13 protein-coding genes are annotated in these 18,763 nt (G+C 45.7%); 5 read left to right on the forward strand and 8 right to left on the reverse strand.

Annotated features, from left to right (window positions below; translation table 11 throughout):
- Positions 1-134: 134 nt before the first annotated feature.
- A complete protein-coding gene (locus tag ACWA2B_RS19015) occupies positions 135-1,001 on the forward strand; it encodes a LysR family transcriptional regulator (RefSeq protein ID WP_049816966.1) in 867 nt (288 codons plus the stop codon).
- Positions 985-2,133: an RDD family protein gene (locus tag ACWA2B_RS19020; protein WP_449292508.1), complete on the forward strand. Its 1,149-nt coding sequence runs from the start codon at positions 985-987 to the stop codon at positions 2,131-2,133. The genes ACWA2B_RS19015 and ACWA2B_RS19020 overlap by 17 nt, the downstream gene beginning before the upstream one ends.
- A gap of 160 nt (positions 2,134-2,293) precedes the next feature.
- Here ACWA2B_RS19020 and ACWA2B_RS19025 read toward each other — a convergent pair whose 3' ends face one another.
- Positions 2,294-4,552 carry a beta-L-arabinofuranosidase domain-containing protein gene (locus ACWA2B_RS19025; RefSeq protein ID WP_342434717.1) on the reverse strand — a complete coding sequence of 753 codons (2,259 nt, stop codon included), beginning with the start codon at positions 4,550-4,552 and terminating at the stop codon, positions 2,294-2,296.
- Between the two features lie 130 nt (positions 4,553-4,682).
- Here ACWA2B_RS19025 and ACWA2B_RS19030 point away from each other — a divergent pair, with 130 nt between their 5' ends.
- From ACWA2B_RS19030 to ACWA2B_RS19040, 3 genes are all read left to right on the forward strand, one after another.
- Positions 4,683-5,585, forward strand: coding sequence for an AraC family transcriptional regulator (locus ACWA2B_RS19030; protein WP_449292509.1), 903 nt, complete (start codon positions 4,683-4,685; stop codon positions 5,583-5,585).
- A gap of 153 nt (positions 5,586-5,738) precedes the next feature.
- On the forward strand, positions 5,739-6,677 hold the full coding sequence (locus ACWA2B_RS19035) for a YwqG family protein (protein WP_318628146.1): 939 nt from the start codon (positions 5,739-5,741) through the stop codon (positions 6,675-6,677).
- A gap of 229 nt (positions 6,678-6,906) precedes the next feature.
- Positions 6,907-7,725, forward strand: coding sequence for an alpha/beta fold hydrolase (locus ACWA2B_RS19040; protein WP_029516913.1), 819 nt, complete (start codon positions 6,907-6,909; stop codon positions 7,723-7,725).
- 181 nt (positions 7,726-7,906) lie between these two features.
- Here the strand turns inward: ACWA2B_RS19040 and ACWA2B_RS19045 are convergent, their stop codons facing one another.
- The 7 genes from ACWA2B_RS19045 to udk form a co-directional block, all read right to left on the reverse strand.
- Positions 7,907-10,951: a glycoside hydrolase family 2 TIM barrel-domain containing protein gene (locus ACWA2B_RS19045; RefSeq protein ID WP_449292510.1), complete on the reverse strand. Its 3,045-nt coding sequence runs from the start codon at positions 10,949-10,951 to the stop codon at positions 7,907-7,909.
- A 53-nt stretch (positions 10,952-11,004) separates the two neighbouring features.
- Positions 11,005-11,829, reverse strand: a complete 825-nt coding sequence (locus ACWA2B_RS19050; protein WP_013308300.1) for a carbohydrate ABC transporter permease — start codon at positions 11,827-11,829, stop codon at positions 11,005-11,007.
- Complete coding sequence (locus tag ACWA2B_RS19055; protein ID WP_013308301.1) at positions 11,826-12,722, reverse strand: carbohydrate ABC transporter permease; 897 nt, start codon at positions 12,720-12,722, stop codon at positions 11,826-11,828. Before ACWA2B_RS19055 ends, ACWA2B_RS19050 begins: the two co-directional genes overlap by 4 nt.
- Before the next feature lie 101 nt (positions 12,723-12,823).
- A complete protein-coding gene (locus ACWA2B_RS19060; protein ID WP_069010158.1) occupies positions 12,824-14,113 on the reverse strand; it encodes an ABC transporter substrate-binding protein in 1,290 nt (429 codons plus the stop codon).
- 340 nt (positions 14,114-14,453) lie between these two features.
- A complete protein-coding gene (locus ACWA2B_RS19065) occupies positions 14,454-16,268 on the reverse strand; it encodes a cache domain-containing sensor histidine kinase (protein ID WP_449292511.1) in 1,815 nt (604 codons plus the stop codon).
- A gap of 38 nt (positions 16,269-16,306) precedes the next feature.
- Positions 16,307-17,866: a response regulator transcription factor gene (locus ACWA2B_RS19070; protein ID WP_318628149.1), complete on the reverse strand. Its 1,560-nt coding sequence runs from the start codon at positions 17,864-17,866 to the stop codon at positions 16,307-16,309.
- A 259-nt stretch (positions 17,867-18,125) separates the two neighbouring features.
- Positions 18,126-18,761 (reverse strand): uridine kinase, encoded by a 636-nt coding sequence (gene udk, locus ACWA2B_RS19075; protein WP_013308305.1) that lies wholly within the window; start codon positions 18,759-18,761, stop codon positions 18,126-18,128.
- Positions 18,762-18,763 lie beyond the last annotated feature (2 nt).

Raw genomic sequence — 18,763 nt, forward strand, 5'->3', positions numbered from 1 at the left:
TTAAAACCTCCCGTGGTGCGAATTTAGATGCAATTGCATATATATTGAATTGTACAGAGCGGCAAGCATCCGGTAAAATGAACAAAATCGAACGTGAGTATCACAAATGATCATACCAAGCAGGTGACGTATACATGGAAAGCAGTGATTTGAAAATTTTTCGGGCCGTCGCTCGCGAGGGCAGTATCACGAAGGCTGCGCAAGTTTTGAATTATGTACAGTCCAATGTGACTTCGCGGATTCAGCAGCTTGAGGCACAATTGAACGTACCGCTATTTCGCCGATCTAACCGGGGAATGACGTTAACGCCAGCAGGAGAGAATCTGCTGAAATATGCGGATACCATACTGACCTTGCTGGACGAGGCTGTAAAGTCCACTCAATATTCAGACCAGCCCGCGGGACCTTTGCGACTGGGCTCGATTGAGACGGCGGCGGTTACGCATCTGACCTCTTTATTGATGGAATATCACGCTCAATATCCTGATGTCCATCTATCGCTTATGACAGGCAGCACCCATGATCTCGTACAAAAGGTATTAAATTACGAATTAGATGGAGCGTTCGTCTATGGCCCCGTCGATGATCCGCATATAGAGCATGTTGCGGCGTTTGAAGAGGAGTTGGTGCTTATTTCGGAACCGGGAGAAAGTGATATGAGCAAGTTGCTTGCCAAGCCTATGCTGTTCTTCGATGTAGGCTGCACACATCGGGCAAGAGCGGAAAGTTTTCTGAGCGATGCAGGTGTGGATGCGTATCAGATTATGGAATTCGGAACCTTGGAAGTCATTTTGGGTGGAGTAGCCTCTGGTTTGGGAGTGTCCATGTTGCCACAATCGTCGATTGCAAAGGCAGAGGAGGCGGGAAGTATTGCTTCTCATCGTTTACCTGAGGAATATCGTAAATTAGAGGTGTGGTTTGTTCATCGGCGGGATTCGGTTTACTCCAGTGCACTGTCAGGCTTGCTCCATTGGATGAAAAAGGATGCTATACTTAACTAGGATTAAATTGACATCAGGGGTGTATCATTTGGAAGAACCTAATTTATTGAAAAATCCATCTACAGTAGCTCCGGGAGAATTTGTGAGGAATGGCGGTTATCAGCGACGAGAACCGGATAAGATGGCAGTATTATCAGAAACATACGGTGCCTCTATTTTTTTCAGAAGATGGGCGGCTTGGATGATTGACTTCATTCTTATCGTCTTTGGGTACGGAGGGCTGGTATATTTTACAGCGGAAAAAGTAGCTGAAGCGGAAACCCCAAATATGGGTATGGTAGTGATGCTCTTCCTGATCGGCTCCTTCTGCTATTATCTGTTACTGGAAGGACTTACAGGCTATACGCTGGGCAAGTTTGTACTTCGTATTCAGGTTGTGAATGGAGAAGGAAGGCCGCCAGGCATGGTTAAATCCTTGATCCGCACTCTCATACATCTGGTGGATACGAATCCGCTGCTTTTCATGGGACTGCCCGCCGGTATATGTGTGCTGGTGACACCTCGGAAACAACGGATTGGAGATATGGCTGCGAATACATATGTGGTTAAGGTAAGGGATTTGGGAAAGGTGGGCAGAAAGAAAACCGGGATTATTGCAGGAGCAATCATCCTGACGACGATCATTTCAATGGTTTTTGCTGTATCTTTAATTTCTATGCTCATTACGCAAATCATGAAGCCTGAGGTATTTACCAGTAAGGATACCCAGTTTGCGGTTACGGCTCCCTGGAATTGGTCACGAGATAATAGGATTAATGAGGATGCGGACATCGCCATTAAAAATGAATTTACCGAAAGATATCTGATTGTATTGTCTGAACCGAAAAGCGATTTTGACAGCAGTATGACTCTTCAAGAATATAAAGGAATCATTGAGGATCATTTGGTGTCAGGAATTACGGACCCTGAATTGGGGACCGCTTCAGATATGGTGGTGAACGGATATCCTGCCATTGAGTTTACCCTAAAAGGAAAAATAGATGGGAATCTGGCCATGTATAACGTGACCACGATTGAAACACCTTCGCATTATCATCAAGTGCTTGCTTGGACCTACGCTTCCCGCTATGGTCGAGCACAGCAAGAGCTGCGCAAGATTAGAGACAGTTTCCGCGAAATGAACATGCTGTGAAGTGAACATGAAGCAATGACGATGAATCGAAGTTATAAGGAAGTAAGTGGAACAAGCAGACAGCTTATAGAAGCGTCTGCTTGTTGTTTTATAAACTTCCTTTAAAAAACGAACATCAAAACGCAGTAGGCGGAATAGTAGATTTATATAGATAATTTGATCATACAATAGAGTGTCTAATCACTCGTAATCCAGCTACTTTCGCCACTTTGCCTTGTGGATGGGCCTTGAATTGAATCGTAACTTCATTCTTGTGGTTCGTCACAGATAGAGGAAGCTCATAGACGAACGTTTCGAATTTATTCATTTCCTCAGACTCCAGCTTGCCTTCCCCTAAAATCAGGCCATCCGCAGTGATGTCAAAGTCACTATGGGGACGGCTCAAGTCCTTCAAATAAGTAACCGCCAATTGGACAGGCTCATCCGGAAGCACCTTCATGACAAAAGAGAACCAGCCCCCAGGCCAGGTATCGCGATATTTGCGGTTATAGATGGACCCTAGACCTACATGCTCTCCAGTAAAGGCATGATCCCGTTCAGGCTGCATTTCGGCAGGCTGCACAACGTCCACTGTAAGTCGTTCCAGCTCTAGCTGATACGCTAACGCGGTACGATATTCTGCCTCGGTTGCTGTCCATTCGTCCTTGGAAAAGAGATCCCAATAGACGGTATATGAACGATCATACATCTGATAAAACGGACGAAGCTGCAAGTCTCCGATATAGCCTAAGTCGGTCATATGGAATGTATTAGGCTCGTTCCCGTCAGCAATCAGCTTCGTTGTCAGGGAATCGGTCGATCCGATCAGAACAGACGCAAGCAGACGTTCCTCGTTGGACTCCTGTTCAACAGGGCCAAGGTCCCCAGCCAGTACAAGCGGGCCGTACATAAAAGCAATTCGGTGTGGATTATCCGGCATTTCCTCGACTCTCACGGTCATAGGAATATCGTACTCGATCGTATCCCCATTGCTCCATTCCCGTTCCATTACAACGTAGCTGGTAGGACAGGCCTCTGTGACGTACTCTTCCCCGTTGATTTTAATCAGCATCCCTTGCTCCGCCCAATGCGGGCATCTTAGCTTGATCGCGAAGGATTTGGGCTGCTTGCTGATAACGCGCAGCGTTCCCCGTCCATTTTGCGGAAAGAGAGTGTCTTGTTTGAGCTGTACGCCCATCTCGTCCCATGTCACGGTAGAAGGGACATATTGATTGACATAGATCGCTTCTGGCGTGTGAAAATAAATTGCAGTGCCGTACATGGAGTGACTTTCCATACCGGACCCGACACAGCATGTGAAATCCTCATATTGAGAATTAAAGGACTTGTGTCCTCCCATTTCCAGCGATACAAAATAGCACACACGTCCATCTACAGGCTGCTGTGAAGCTAGAATATGATTGAACATCGCTCGTTCATAGTAGTCGGCATAGGCTGCATAGGCGTCCCACTCGAACATATGTCTTGTTAATTTCAGCATATTGTAGGTGTTACAAGTTTCACAGGTACCTTCGCCCAAACGGTCATTCAGCTTCCCAGGTTCACCAAAATGTTCATTATAACTATTGCCGCCGATCACGTAGGAATGCTTGTGAACCACCCGATCCCAGAAAAAGCGAGATAGGTCCGCATATTGCGGTTTCCCCGTCATTTCAAATTGCCGTGCAGCGCCAATGATTTTGGGGATTTGCGTATTGGCATGTCGCCCTGCCAACGTATCTTGGCTATCTGCGAGATCATTTAACACCTCTCCGTGATAAAAGCGTTCCGCCAGACTCAAAAAGCGTTCTTCTCCCGAATGTTCCGCCAGATCCGTTAGAACCTCATTCATACCGCCAAACTCGCAATGCAGCACCTGCTGCACCTGATCATCGTCCAGTCCTTGAAGTACATCCTCCAGCCAGTTGCCGAGTTTGATTTCTATAGACAGGGCCTTGGGATGATGCGCCAGCAGATGTGCATCACGCAAGCCCGCAAAAAGTTTGTGCATGGTATATAGTGGCACCCAACCACCGTTCAGATCAAAGCCCTGGGAGCGGATATCTCCGGCTTTTACCTCCTCAAAAATCTCTTTCCCACGTGGAATGCCGGAAATGTATCCGTTTCCATGACTGTTTTGGCATATTTCCAGTTCGTCGACTACATAGTTCACGCGTTCCAACAGTCTTTCGTCGCCTGTGGAGGCAAACATCAGTGCACAGCCGGACAGGTAGTGGCCGAGTGTATGTCCGCTGATGCCACGCGCTTCCCAGCCTTCATAGTGAGCCGCTTTGGGCTCCAGTCCCGCATATTCACGAAAGCGCGATAATAAACGATCGGGTTCCAAACTCAGCAGGTAGGCCGTATTCAATTCCATCGCATGTAAAAGTGGGCCGGAATCAATTCTTACTTTATGCAAGTCAAAAGCTTTAGCTTTCAAAATCATCGCTCCTTAGCTAAGATGAAAGTGTATATTTCTCCACTACATTAGCATTGGAATCGCGGTATGTCAGTAGCTTAACCATACAATGGGTGGACAAATCCGAACATGAATCTAAAGAGGCGATAACATGACCTATCTAAAAGTAAATGTAGATGCTCCGATCCAACTGATCTCGGCAGGCGAGTTTGTTTCCGAGGTGCCTTGGAAGCATATGAGTCGCTCCATTGATAATTTTGAGCTGATCCTGGGTGTCCAAGAGACGGTATATATACGAGAGGAACGGGAGGAACGGGAGGATTTTGAAGTAGGCGAGGGAGATATTCTATTGCTTTACCCCGGTCGTACGCATAAAGGATACCGGGAATCGTTGCCGGGTGTAAAATTTTATTGGTTTCATTTCGATGTTCCCGCGACCCCGAATGTACTATCTAATGAGGAAATGAAGCAGGAAACAAGTGCTATGAATGGACTTTTGCAGCGTCATGGCAAGATGCGGGATATCTATTTACCGCAATGTGTACAGGCAGACAACGGGGATCGGATTCATATTATCGTCAATCAGATTTTGCATGTAGCCAACTCACATTATCTTACGTATCACAGTGCCAATTATTTGTTCACCTCGCTGCTGATCGAGATATCAGAACTGGCGCTTAGCCGCTTGCTTTCCAATCCTGCTCATTCACAGGGGAATGTGAGTTTTAACAAAATTATTGAGTGGACCCGAATTCATGCCGAAGAGCCGCTGACCGTGACGGATTTAGCTCGAAAATTCAATTATAACAAGGATTATATCTCTCGTTTGTTCAAGCAAAACACAGGTATGCGCCCCTTGGAGTTCATTCACAGTATTCGTATCAACAAAGCCAAAGAGTTGATTTCCCGTACAGATATGAGCATTAAGCAGGTTGCCGAAGAGGCAGGCTATACCGATGAGAAGTATTTTATGCGTTTGTTCAAAAAGAGAGCCCACATGACTCCTTCCCAATACCGGAATGCCTATCACAAAACATTTATGAACAATGTCTAGCGCATTTCTACTAAAAGTTGGGTGCCACCGTCCATAGGAGGCAACTGGTGCAGTATTTGGTCAATTGACGGAGTCACTTAATATGGTAATCTGAGGGAAGGGTTTAAATGGTTGCAGGCTATGTTATTACTTGATGAAAAAGGGGCGAGCGAGATGCTACAACCACCATTAAAGGATGAACTGACTCGAATACTGGAAGGGTATTCACTGGATGAAGATTTAAAAGAAGAGATTCATCAGGAAGCTCAAGCTGCTATACAATTTCATGTGGAGCATGAGGAAAACTACGAACACATTGGAAATAGTCGGATCGCCGGCTATCCAGATCTGCCACCCACGATAGAGTGGCCGTGTAATTCAGACGGGGAATATTATACGTTTATTGCTCAAATTAATTTGAGTGAGCTGCCTTTTTCACCATTTGAGGGATTGCCTCATCAGGGCATACTATACTTTTTTCTTGGGCTGGATGAGCCCGCCTATGATATTGACCATAAAATCTTTTACTATAACGGTGATAGTAGCGCTTTGAAGAAAACCATGCCACCGACTGGGAAGGTTGAAGTATGTGCCGAGGACAGGGATTTCACATCTTGTGCAATTTCTTTTCAGCCGATTGTTACCCTTCGGTCGGAGGGTGAGCTAGGAGATATTCTTGTAGATCAGTATGAAGAGCTGTATGAGCTTGTTTGTGAACAAAGTGACACGTTGTGGGGTCAGCATCAATCTTTTGCAGGGAACACCCGGCGGGATGCTTATCTACGCCGAAATGGGCTGGAGGGTCTTCTGTTTAACTGGCATAAGAGTGAGAGTCAGATTCATAAGGAAATCGAGCAAGCTACGCATAGGGGGAGTACGGATTATGCGGAGCATTTACGATCCGAAGTGCTGCCTCAGCTACAAGAATATCAAACGAATCGGGAAAAGCACGATCAGGCTTCGGAAAATTGGCATGTTCTGCTCTCGGTCTCTTCTTTGGACGAGGTTGGTATGTGCTGGTGGGACGCGGGGTATTTGGAGTTTTTTATAGATCAAAGGGACTTGAAGAACCTTGATTTCACGCGAACGTATGTCAATCTGGCTACGAGCTAGCTAAAGTTCTAGACTGGGAAAATAAAGTATTAGACGGACGTTGCTTCATTCAGCTCACGGGCAGGTTAGTTTAACTCTAGAAATAAGAAAAGGGAACAAGCGTTCTTTACATGTGTTATATATGAGTATATAATCAAAACGAACCGGAGATCTGTTTTTTTTGATAAAACAATGTAGATTCTTCTTTGGTGTAAGAATTTTATAAATAACTCAATTTTGGAGGGTCTGTATGCCATATTGTAAAGTCAAGAATGCCAATATATATTACGAGGAAATTGGTAAAGGCAAACCGATTATAATGATTCATGGTTTTACACCAGACCATCGGTTAATGAGTGGGTGCATGGAACCGATATTTGAAGGTAATTCCGATTGGCGTCGTATCTATCTTGACCTGCCTGGAATGGGACAAACAAAGGATTACGATCAAATATGTAATTCAGATGATATGCTAGAAGCAGTTATAAATTTTATTGAAACTCTTGTCCCAAACGAGGATTATCTCATAGCAGGCGAATCGTACGGTGGATATATTACAAGGGGAATAATTAATAGACATAAAGATCGTATTGGTGGAGCTGCTCTGATTTGTCCATTAATTATTCCTGAACACAAAAGAAGAATACTGCCCGAGCATTTTGTTGTTCATTGTGATCGCGAGTTTATGGGCACCTTAAGTGAAGAGCAAATAAGTGATTTTAGCGCAAATCAAGTCGTTCTCAATGAATATAATTGGAAAAGGTATTCTGAAGAGATAGTGGCAGGTTGTAAGATCGCTGACTACGATTTTCTTAGCAAGATTCAAAGAAACTATGGGTTTTCCACCAATATAGATAAATTAGTTTTTGATAAACCAACAGTATTTACTCTTGGGCGACAAGATGCAGTCGTTGGTTACATAGATGCTTTTAGAATTTTAGATAATTATCCTAGAGCAACCTTCGCCGTTTTAGATCGAGCAGGGCATAATCTTCAGATTGAACAGGTTCTATTATTTGAGTCACTTATGCGTGAGTGGCTTGAAAGAGTAACAGAGTTTGGATTTTAGTTGTATATTAATCCATGAACTAACGGGAAACGTTGATTCAATGAAACAACGACAACCTAGGACTTTATTTTCTGCTGACAGTATGATTGGAATGATAAAATGCAAAGGCCCTTCTGGCTTTCCATCAGGGAAGCAGCGGAAGGGCTTTTGTTATATATACTTGCTTATACGGGGAGTTTATTTATATCCGCTGCACGGTGAACTCGAATTCCAGCATTTGATCGGCTGTAATTTGGTATTCTTCATGTACCGGGGCTCCCCAGCTATCGTCGCCGCCTACGCCCATTTGCTTGCCAGCTACGGTGACAACGGTATAGTACACGTTGGGTAGCTCATATAGATGGTAGGCACTTTCCAGCTCAAACGCTGTATACGGCGAAATATTACATTCCACAGGCGCGGTGGCAGGTGCAGTAATGCGAATGCCTCGCTGGGAATCGTCGGTAATATCGACACGGCGCACGCCTGTACGATTGCCGGATTCCTGCGGCACGACATACCCGGATACGTTATCCGCAGCTTCGTTGCGGAATACGCCTAGTCTCGCGCCAAAGGCACGGTCGATGTAATTCTCTTCCGGTCCCATCGCGTACCAGTCCAGATGGCGGTAGTCTGCCGGAACCTTGAACGAAAGGGCAAAGATCGGCAGGTTAGGCAGTCCTGAGACGCCTTCATAAGTCGATTTTACGTTCAGACTGCCATCTGCCAAGACGGTGTAGGCTACCGTTACCTGTGCGTCCGTATGAATGCTCAGCGTGTAGCGGAATGCAACAGTTACACGGTCTGTCTGCTCTTCCGTGACCTCGATGCCCACGCATTTACGTGTCAGACTTGCAGCGAACCAGCCACCGGCTTCAAAGCCCAGTGCGGTTCCCCGATCATTGTCTGTGGTCGCCCGCCAGAACAATGGAGCAGGAGGTGTAGCGATCATCTCACGTCCGGCGTAGCGAAGTGAAGTCAGGCTACCTGCTCCTTTGGAGAACATGATACTGAAATCTGCACCGTGAACGCCAATATTTACATCGCCATGCACCACTCGTAAGGCACCGACCGTAGGGAGCTGCAGCGGATTTGGATCTTCCACGATGAAAATATGCTGTCCGAAGGCCACTTCGTGTCCAGCCTCAGCCCAGAGCGTCGCTTCCTTCAAAACCAGAGCGGTGTGAATGACGTACTCACCGGGCTTCTCGTCTGTGCTTGGGAACGTCAGTGGAATATACGCTTCGGTCTGAGCCGCCACATCCACATGAATGGCATTACGTGCGATCTCTTGGCCCTCATGCAGCAGGCTGTATACAAGCTCGTAGTCCCCCGTTCCTTCGAACAGGTTTTCATTGCGAATGGTTACACCGCTGCGATCCGGGGTGAGCTTCAGATTTTGATACAGGAATTTGACCTCCTGCATCTTCGGCGAAACCTTCCGATCTGCATAGACAATTCCGTCCGTACAGAAGCCATAGTCTGTAGCACGGTCGTCAAAGTCGCCGCCGATCGCGAGGTACTCGCGTCCATAGCGATCTTTTTTCATAACAGCCTGATCAATATAATCCCAAATAAAACCGCCCTGATATAGCTCGTATTTGTTTTCCAGCTCGGTATACTTGTGCATGCCGCCTACGGAATTGCCCATCGCATGCATATATTCGCAACTGATATACGGCTTTTGTGGATTATCGTTTAAGTATTGCTCGATATCTGCAGGCTTGGCGTACATCCGGCTCTCCATATCGCTAGTATCATCGTACGTACGGTTATGAAACACGCCTTCGTAATGCACTAGACGGCTCGGATCGGTGGTTCGGAAATAGTTAGCTACATTGCGCAGCACTTCGCCTGCATACGACTCATTGCCGCAGGACCAGATCAGAATGGACGCGTGGTTTTTGTCCCGTTCCAGCATGGAAATGGCGCGATCCATGACGATATCTTGCCACTCAGGCAGATTGGCAGGAATATTCCACGATGGCTCGACGGCACCGAGTTTTTGCCAGGAACCGTGTGTTTCCAAGTTCATTTCATCAATTACATAGACCCCGTACTCATCGCATAGCTCATACCACAGCGTCTGATTTGGATAATGAGAGGTGCGGACAGCGTTCATATTGTTCTGCTTGAGCGTCCGAATATCCCACAGCATATCTTCACGGGAAATCGCACGTCCGGTGCGAGCGTTAAATTCATGGCGGTTCACACCTTTAAAGACGATACGTTTGCCGTTCAAATACATGACCTTGTTGATCAGCTCAAATTTACGGAAGCCGATTTTTTGTGGAATGACTTCCACGAGCGATCCACTGGCATCATAAATTTGAATGAACAACGTGTACAAATAGGGTTTTTCCGCGCTCCACCGCTGCACTTGCTCCAAGGTTGCTGACAGTGAAGCCGTGCCATCCGTAAAGTCAGCTTTCAAAGAAGCTACAACATGACCGGTAGCATCTTTCACATCGACAGTTGCATAGGCCGTTGCCGGCTTTTCCAAGGTCAATTTCAGTTCCAGAAGGCCCTGCGTGTAGGAAGCATCCAGATCTGCCTTGGCATGCAGGTCACGTACGTGAAGCGTAGGGATGGTATAGAGGTACACATCTCTGAAAATACCGGAAAAACGCCAAAAGTCCTGATCCTCCAGCCACGCCCCCGTACTTCTTTGATAAACCTCTACCGCCAGCTTGTTTTCGCCTGCTTGCAGGAACGGTGTCAGTTCAAAATCAGATGGTGTAAAGCTGTCCTCGCTATAACCGACAAATTGTCCGTTCAACCATACATAGAAAGCCGACTCAACACCTTGGAAAGAAATGAACACAGGCTGCGCGTCGGAAGCCATATTTTCCGGTAAAACAAAGCTTTTGATATAGCTCCCGACCGGGTTGTGATCCTCCGGAATATGGGGTGGGCGAACGTCCGAATGTCCGTCCCATGGATACATCGTGTTCACGTACTGCATTTGGCCAAAGCCTTGCGTCTGAATGTGACCCGGTACCTGAATATCGCTCCAGCCGCCGTACTCAAAGCCAGGCGCATAGAACTCTACTGGACGACTGGCTGGATTCGTTGCATAGTTAAATTTCCAGCTCCCATTCAGGCTATGGCGCCAAGCCATATCAGCTTGCTGCTCCGCTTCCTGAAGCGTAGCGTAATATTTGTGATCGGAATAGGCGGGCAGCCGATGTACAGCAAATTTGGTTACGTCGGTCAGCCAGTCCAGACTAGGGGGTTGGATGGTCAAGGCGAACACTCCTTATTTTTAAAATTGAAATGAAGAACGTACACAGAAATCTGCTATTTTACCGAACCCACCATGCCCGCTACAAAGTGTTTCTGCATCAGGAAAAATACCAGTGCAGTCGGAAGTGTGGACAGGACAATGGCGATCATGATGACACCGTAATCCGGTGCATAGCTGGAGCCGAGGTTCGAGATCAACAGCGGAATCGTTTGATTTTCCGGCGTTTGCAGCACAATCAGAGGCCAGAGGTAGTTGTTCCAACTGGACATGAATGTGATGATCGCGGCAGCGGCATAGGTTGTTTTCATTGTAGGCATGTATACCCGGAAGAACAGACCCAGCTCGGACAATCCATCCATACGACCTGCCTCCAGTAGATCTTTGGGAAACATCTTGGTGCTTTGACGGAAAAAGAAGATCAGGAACGCCGTAGTTACGGTCGGAATGACGACAGAAGAGAGCGTATCAATACCGATCCACGGTATGACATTAGAAATGCTGCCGAACATCCGGTAGAGCGGGATCATGATCGCCGCAAACGGAATCATCATAGACATCAGCAGGATATTGAAGACAACGTCTTTCGCTTTACTTCTGTAAATTTCAAAGCCATAACCAGCCAATGACGCGATTAGCATAGCCAGCAGCGTAGTTGAGATGGAGACTTTTGCAGAGTTACTGAGTGCGGTAACGATGTCCACTTTTTCAAGCAAATTGTGCATGTTATCCATCAGATGGGAGCCAGGCAGCAGCTTGCCCTTGGTCACATCGACCGACAGGTTCGTGGCGCTGGATAGCATCCACAGGAACGGGAAAATCGAAACGAACGACACAAGGATCAGAAAGGCGTACGTAAATGCTCTTTTTGTTTTCATCATTTTTTCTCACCTGCCACTTTGAACTGGATAATCGACAAGATAATGATCATAATGACGATGGAATAAGATACGGTCGCCGCATAACCAAAGTCGGATGAATACTTGAAGGACAGATTGTAAATATATTGCGAAATTGAAGATGTCGCGTTCCCTGGCCCACCTTTGGTAATATTCATAATTTCATCGAAGAGTTGGAGTGTACCAATCGTTGATGTAATCGAAGTGAACAGGATAATCGGCTTAAGCAGTGGAACCGTAATGCTGAAGAACTGTCGGATCGGGGAAGCTCCGTCAATACGGGCCGCTTCGTAGATGGAACTGTCAATGTTCTGAAGACCGGACAGGTAAAAGATCATATTATAACCAGTCCAGCGCCATGTGATCGCGATAATAATCGTAACCTTGGCCCAGAAAGGATCTGTAATCCATTGGATGGGCGTGCCAATCACGTGCAGATTCAGCAATAAGGAGTTTACCAGACCGTCGGACGAGAACAGGTACTTGAAGACAACGGAATAGGCTACAAGGGATGTGATACACGGCAAGAAGATAGCGGTGCGGAAAAAGCCCTTGAATTTCAGGTTTTTATCATTCAACAATACCGAAATGAACAGAGCCAGAATGACCATCAAAGGCACCTGGAAAATTAAATAGATAAACGTATTCTTCACGGCGGTTATAAACATTTTATCGGTGAAGAGTCGCTTGTAGTTATCAATGCCGTTAAAGCTCAGATTAGACCCTGTACCTGTCTTAAAGGACAAGATAAGCGCCTGAATCATCGGATAGAAATAAAAAGCGGCGATCATGATCACTGCGATGGATATGAACAACCATCCTGTCATACCTGCTTTGAGACGTGTTGTAGTTATTTTGGGCGCGGCTGTCTTCATACCATGTCAACTCCCTGTGCAGCAATAAAACCTTGAACTCGCAAGCCCAAGGTTTTAAGTGCTTTTCGTTTTATTATTTAGCCTTGGCTAGATGGACTGTCTTATTTAAGCTGTGCTTCCGCTTGTCCTTGAGCATCTTTCAGAACTGCGTCTACATCTTTTCCGTTCAGATAGTTTTGAATTTCAACGGTCATGATATCCTCAATGGCATACGTGTGCAGACCATAATTGACTTTTGGAACTTGTTTAGTCCATTCTGCAAATTTCTTATATACTTTGTCGCCTCCGAAGTACGGATCTTCCACGTCATAAGCTTTACCGCTGGAAGCTGCGTTCAATGAACCGACAATTCCAATTTTGCTCAGCATATCTTGATACAGATCTGTATCTGTTCCGAATGTCTCTTTCAGGAAATCAGCAGCGGTATCTTGACCGTCCGAGTTAAGGACATACCAGGAACTGCCGCCGAGGCTGGAAGCATTCACGGATTCAGGTATATTTTTCAGCTTAGGGAAAGGAACAACAGCCCATTTACCGGATTGCGAAGCTTCTGCTTTGATCGAAGGTGTAATCCAGTTACCTGTAGGTACGGAAGCAACTGCACCGCTGTTGAATGCGGCCAAGAACTGACTCCAGTCGGCATTCATTTTAACAATGTTAGCGTCGAACAAGGATTTGTACGTCAAGAGAGCTTCTTTCAGAGCTGGATTACCAGCCAGGTTTGGTGTTTTACCGTCTTCTTTCAGGTACCATGAACCTGCGGTTTGGATCATACCGCGGATCAGACCGAGGTCATTCGGATCTTGAGTCAGCATTTCTTTGCCTGTTTTTTGTTTTACGGCTTTACCAATTTCAATAAATTTGTCCCAATCAATATTGGTCAGGTCCGCTACTTTGTAGCCGGCTTGTTCCAGATAGTCCGTTCTTACATACAGTCCCATAACACCGGAGTCGAATGGAACACCGTACTGCTTGCCATTGTAGCTAGTCGGTCCAATTTTATAATCAGCGAAGTCGGATGCTTTGATCGTGCTGCTCATATCATGGAAAGAATCGGGATAGGCTTGCAGGAAGTTCTGTGCCCGATAATCCTCGATCAGAACCACGTTCGGCAATCCTTTAGTAGATCCGGAGTTAAGGCCGGCATTCATTTTTTGTACGATATCGTTTTGAGCATATTCAACAATGTTTACGGTTACATCTGGGTGTTTGGCAACGTAGCGATCTTTTGCCAGCTTCAGGGCTGCGATATTAAAATTCGGGTCCCAAGCCCAGACGGTGATTTCTTTTTTGCCTGAATCTGTGGTTGTAGCTGCTTTCTCGGAATTGCTGGAGCATGCGGATAGCAAGATCAAGCTTGCAATCAGCAGAAGGAAAGTCATTTTTTTCATTTTGTTCAACCCCTACTCTTTTTTTATATGTTGCTTGCCAGTTCTAAATCTCTTGAATGAAAGCGGTTACCTTGTTTGTAAATCTAGTGTACCATCCATACTTTGTCGGTGTTAGGAATATCTTTATACGGATTGGTCTTATTATTATGATTTATGAAAAAAGGTACCGCTTACATTTGTGTTTTATTTTGATTTAGGTATTTTTTTTAGGTTGAACTAAAGTTGTTCACTAAGCGCCACTGCGCGGCCGGATGGTGCTTCCCATCGCTGTTGCTTGTACAGCACCATTCCGCCCACTCCGTTCTTGTTCCACCTTCTTTGTTTAGTTCAGCCTATTTTTTTATGGGGTAGGTGGGGTGGGTTTTACGATCAGTGGGAGGGTCATTCTCACTTTGGTGCCCTCGCCTTTTTTACTGGAGATGGTCACGCCGTATTCTTCTCCATATAAAAGGGTAATGCGGTTGTGCACATTCTGGATGCCGATGCCTGTGAACAGTTGGCGCTTGCTCTTGGGATTCGGCAGTCCGTCTTGCGCCGTATGCCCGTCCAAATCCATACCGTCCCCATCATCGACCACCTCACAGATCAATGTATCCTCCGTTTTGGACACCAATATATAGATGTGGCCTACATTTTTTTCATTAAACGCATGGAAAAAAGAGTTTTCGATAAAAGGCTGAATGATGAGCTTGGGCACATGGTACTCCAGACAATCGGGTGATACAAAATAATTCACTTGTACCCGCTGCCCGTAGCGCACATGGTTAATGAACACATAATTTTGCATGTTGGCCATTTCCTGCTCGATGGTGATTGTTTCACTCACATTGCTGATTGTATTTTGCAGTAAGGAAATGAGCGCATTGATCGTTTCGGCGGCTGTTTCCTTGTTTCCTTTGAGTACCAGCATTTTGATCGAAGCCAGTGTATTGTACAGAAAATGCGGATTGATCTGCCGTTGTAGTGCAGCAAGCTCTGCGTTTCGTTGGCCTTTTTGCGTCTCTAAAAGCTTACGGATATAGTCATTTAGTTCATCCAACATGTAGTTGTAAGCATGACTTAATTGTCTAACCTCATAGCTGCCTGTTACCGGGATATAATTATCAAAATTTTTCTCACGTATGGTCGACATTTGCTTCACCAGTCGAGTCAGGGAACGAATTAGTCGACGGGATATCAGAAAAACGATCACCAAAGCAATCAGTACGATGGCAATGCAGATCCAGACAACGGATTTAACGTCAATAATTTGCCCAATCGCGGCTTGTCTGTCGATCATGTTCACCAGATAAAAATCAAATGAAGGGATATAGTTGGAAAGGAGGATACTCTCCTTATTCATCACATCGGTATTAATGTAGTTCAATCCCTGTTCATTGATTTTTGTGGCATAGCCTAGCAGCTCACTGGAGCGTTGTCCGATCAGGTCCTGGCGGTTGCTCGATACAATTAATCCCGACTTGTCCAAAATAAGCACATCATTGCCGTTGCTCGTGAAATTGTTGTAGAAACGGCGAAATTCAGGCTCTCGGATAGCGATGTAGATCATGCCGTACAGGGTGCCACTGGTCCGCTCCATAAATGGTTTGGAGGCGATAATATAGGGTGTTGGCTTTTGCGCGGTGGTATTCATTTGTTGCTGAAATAATTCAGTATCCAATTGATACATAAGCTGTGCCGGTCGTGCTACACTTTGGGCTGTAATCGCACTGCTTTTAAGCTCTTCCGCAGTTACAGGCCAATAGGAAGAGTCGGAGTAAAAGCTCCGACCGTTCAGACCTGTTACAGCGACACCGACATCATAGGCATCGACGTTCGATTTAATTTGCTTCATTTGCTGTGCCATTCCGAAGTAAGTCCTCGCTGAGTTTATCGAGTCAGATTGACCGCCAGTCAGATAGTTCTTGACCGTTCCATTTTCCGAAGCATGGGTTACGGCATTCACGATGGAATCATTGAAGGATTCAAAGCTGGATTGAATCTGGCTGAGTACCTTGGCATTTGTAATACTGAATGTCTCCGCAAAAAGTCGTTCAGACATTCGAATCGTCACCAAAGAGGTCAGCAAGGACACCGCAGTGATGCTGACCACCATAACAATAAAGATTTTGAAGAACAGACCTTGATATTTGATCTTATGCATATATCTTTTCATATTCAATCTCTTTTCTGCTGGCAGATGTGACTTACTCTCTAATAGAGATGCTCCCGGCGGTACTGACTGGGCGAGGAACCCTTCACCTTTTTGAACACTTTGGTAAAATAGCTGGGGTCCGAATAGCCTACCATGCTGCTAATATCCGAAATGGACATCGTCCCCGACCGTAGTAACTCTGCGGCTTTTTCAACCCGAATTTTGTTCAGATACTCGCTAAAACCTTCTGTATGGTGTGCCGTAAAATAACTGGACAAGTAGGAAGGGTTAAAGTGAAAATATTGCCCAAGTGTCGTCAAATTGAGTGTTTCAGCATGATGCTCCTCAATATACTCCAGCAGTTTTTTCATGCTTGCGCTACTTCCCGGCTGTGTCTTGGCCATGATCTGCCTGTTCGCTTCCTCCAAAAAGGCCTCCAGAAGGCGCACAGCTTCATGTACATGAGGGGCATCATTAATTGTTTTGAAATAGGAATATTTCGCCGCATCCAACTCCTTCATATCATACCCCTGATTCCCGAGCAAAATCGTAATGTTGAACACGATATTTCCAAGAAGCGATTTGAATTCAAAAGCGGTAGAGGTATAGTTACCGGACATGGCGGCTACATAGGATCTCAAATCCTGAAAAGCTGTATCAAAATGCTCACGCTTCATCTCTTCTGTAAATTGTTTTAAGTTAAACGAGCTGTTCACTTGTACAGGCTGAGGGAGTTCGTCTTCTATTAACAGCGCTGTTCCTGGGAAATAAAAGCGGTAACTCAGCAGTTTTGGCAGTTCATCCTGATAGACGTCACTAATCTGATTGAACTCATCAAATAAATGGCTAACTGCCCAGCCTGTCTGTGGATCGACTCGCTTTGTCTCCTGAGCAACTTCCCTAACCGCAGCCATCCAGGCGTCTACTTCCCGTGGATCAAGATTGGCTAAAAACACAGCCGCATAGGCATCAGACGGCAGTTGTCGCAGTACGATGCGCTCACAGGCAGAGGATACTCGATCTGTAAGCTTGGAAAATAGGTCCGAGGCAGAGATGGAGCGCCCTTTATCCTGCTGTACCGACTGTTCTATACCTATGAGCGCAAAACGAGTATAAGGGAATGCTTGCTTCAGCAGCTCGGCGTCATAGTCCATGCTATACCCGGAGATCAGCTTTTCGATCACATGATCTATCGTAATTTGACTATTCCCAGCATCCGCCTGATATTGAATGGATGGAATTTTGCGAGCGGTTCTCTGGAGGACTTGGAGTAGTTCATCCGTGTCCAGCTTGGGCTTTAAAATATAGTCAGCAACCCCTTGTTGAAAGGTGGATCGCACGTAATTAAATTCACCGTAACTGCTAAGCACAATGACTTCAATATCTGGATAATTCTGTCTGACTATGCGCGTCAGCTCCTCGCCATCCATGATCGGCATCACGATATCTGTAATGACAATATGAGGACGCAAGGCTTCAATCAGCTCCAGCGCCTCTTTCCCGTTGGAGGCCTCACCTACAATTCGAAATCCATACTGTTCCCACGATAAATGGTGTTTAATTCCTTGCCGTACCAATATCTCATCATCCACAATCAAAATGTTGCATAGCTCATTCATGGCAGCACTCTCCGTAATTATACCTATTCGAGGATTTGTAAAAATCCTGATTCAAAAAAGACCTCCACCACGTGGACGTCATATCATCTGAGGCACATATTTGATAACGCTTCCAACTTAGCTTGAATCTAAAGCATTTAACCTTTACATGCTAACATAAACCACACGGGGATTCCAAAAAAAATTAGTCCAAATGGCATATAAAACACAAAAAAGGCAGCCGAGAAAACCTCGACAGCCTTAAACAACCGGGATTACCTTATACAGTACCCCAAGTCCGATCTCCTGCCAAATATTTTTCAGTCAAAATAGACAGCAGTTGAATGCCAACCTCATTGTGTCCTCCCTCAGGAAGGATCAGGTCAGCGTATTTCTTGGAAGGCTCAATAAATGCCTCATGCATCGGCTTAACCGTAGTCAGATAGTGATCGTGGATCGAATGGATGGTGCGGCCGCGTTCCTCAATATCGCGAAGAACCCGACGGAGAATACGCACATCAGGGTCCGTATCCACAAATACTTTGATGTCAAGCAGGCTGCGGAGCTTTTCGTCTGACAGTACGTGCAGACCCTCCAACATAACGATATGATTTGGCAGAAGCTCTACCGTCTCGTCCGTGGAGCGGGCATGAACCGTAAAATCATACACGGGCGCTTGTGTCGCTTGTCCTTTTTTCAGACATTGGAGATGCTCAATAAGCAATTCGTTGTCAAAGGCAAACGGATGATCATAATTGACCAAAGCACGTTCATCATAGCTCAGATGTGAATGGTCTTTATAATAGTTATCCTGAGATATGAAAGTCACTTTATTAGATCCCAGACGCTCAACGACGGCGCGTGCTACCGTCGATTTACCGGAACCTGTACCGCCGGCAATACCAATAATAAGCATGG

Source organism: Paenibacillus sp. CMM36 (assembly GCF_053570945.1).

Excerpts from the sequence above, each read along its gene's own strand:
- ACWA2B_RS19050 (WP_013308300.1), bottom strand. The coding sequence starts at position 11,829 with ATGATGAAAACAAAAAGAGCATTTACGTACGCCTTTCTGATCCTTGTG.
- ACWA2B_RS19035 (WP_318628146.1), top strand. The coding sequence starts at position 5,739 with ATGCTACAACCACCATTAAAGGATGAACTGACTCGAATACTGGAAGGG.
- ACWA2B_RS19070 (WP_318628149.1), bottom strand. The coding sequence starts at position 17,866 with ATGAATGAGCTATGCAACATTTTGATTGTGGATGATGAGATATTGGTA.
- ACWA2B_RS19055 (WP_013308301.1), bottom strand. The coding sequence starts at position 12,722 with ATGAAGACAGCCGCGCCCAAAATAACTACAACACGTCTCAAAGCAGGT.
- udk (WP_013308305.1), bottom strand. The coding sequence starts at position 18,761 with ATGCTTATTATTGGTATTGCCGGCGGTACAGGTTCCGGTAAATCGACG.
- ACWA2B_RS19060 (WP_069010158.1), bottom strand. The coding sequence starts at position 14,113 with ATGAAAAAAATGACTTTCCTTCTGCTGATTGCAAGCTTGATCTTGCTA.
- ACWA2B_RS19065 (WP_449292511.1), bottom strand. The coding sequence starts at position 16,268 with ATGAAAAGATATATGCATAAGATCAAATATCAAGGTCTGTTCTTCAAA.
- ACWA2B_RS19030 (WP_449292509.1), top strand. The coding sequence starts at position 4,683 with ATGACCTATCTAAAAGTAAATGTAGATGCTCCGATCCAACTGATCTCG.
- ACWA2B_RS19015 (WP_049816966.1), top strand. The coding sequence starts at position 135 with ATGGAAAGCAGTGATTTGAAAATTTTTCGGGCCGTCGCTCGCGAGGGC.
- ACWA2B_RS19020 (WP_449292508.1), top strand. The coding sequence starts at position 985 with ATGCTATACTTAACTAGGATTAAATTGACATCAGGGGTGTATCATTTG.
- ACWA2B_RS19040 (WP_029516913.1), top strand. The coding sequence starts at position 6,907 with ATGCCATATTGTAAAGTCAAGAATGCCAATATATATTACGAGGAAATT.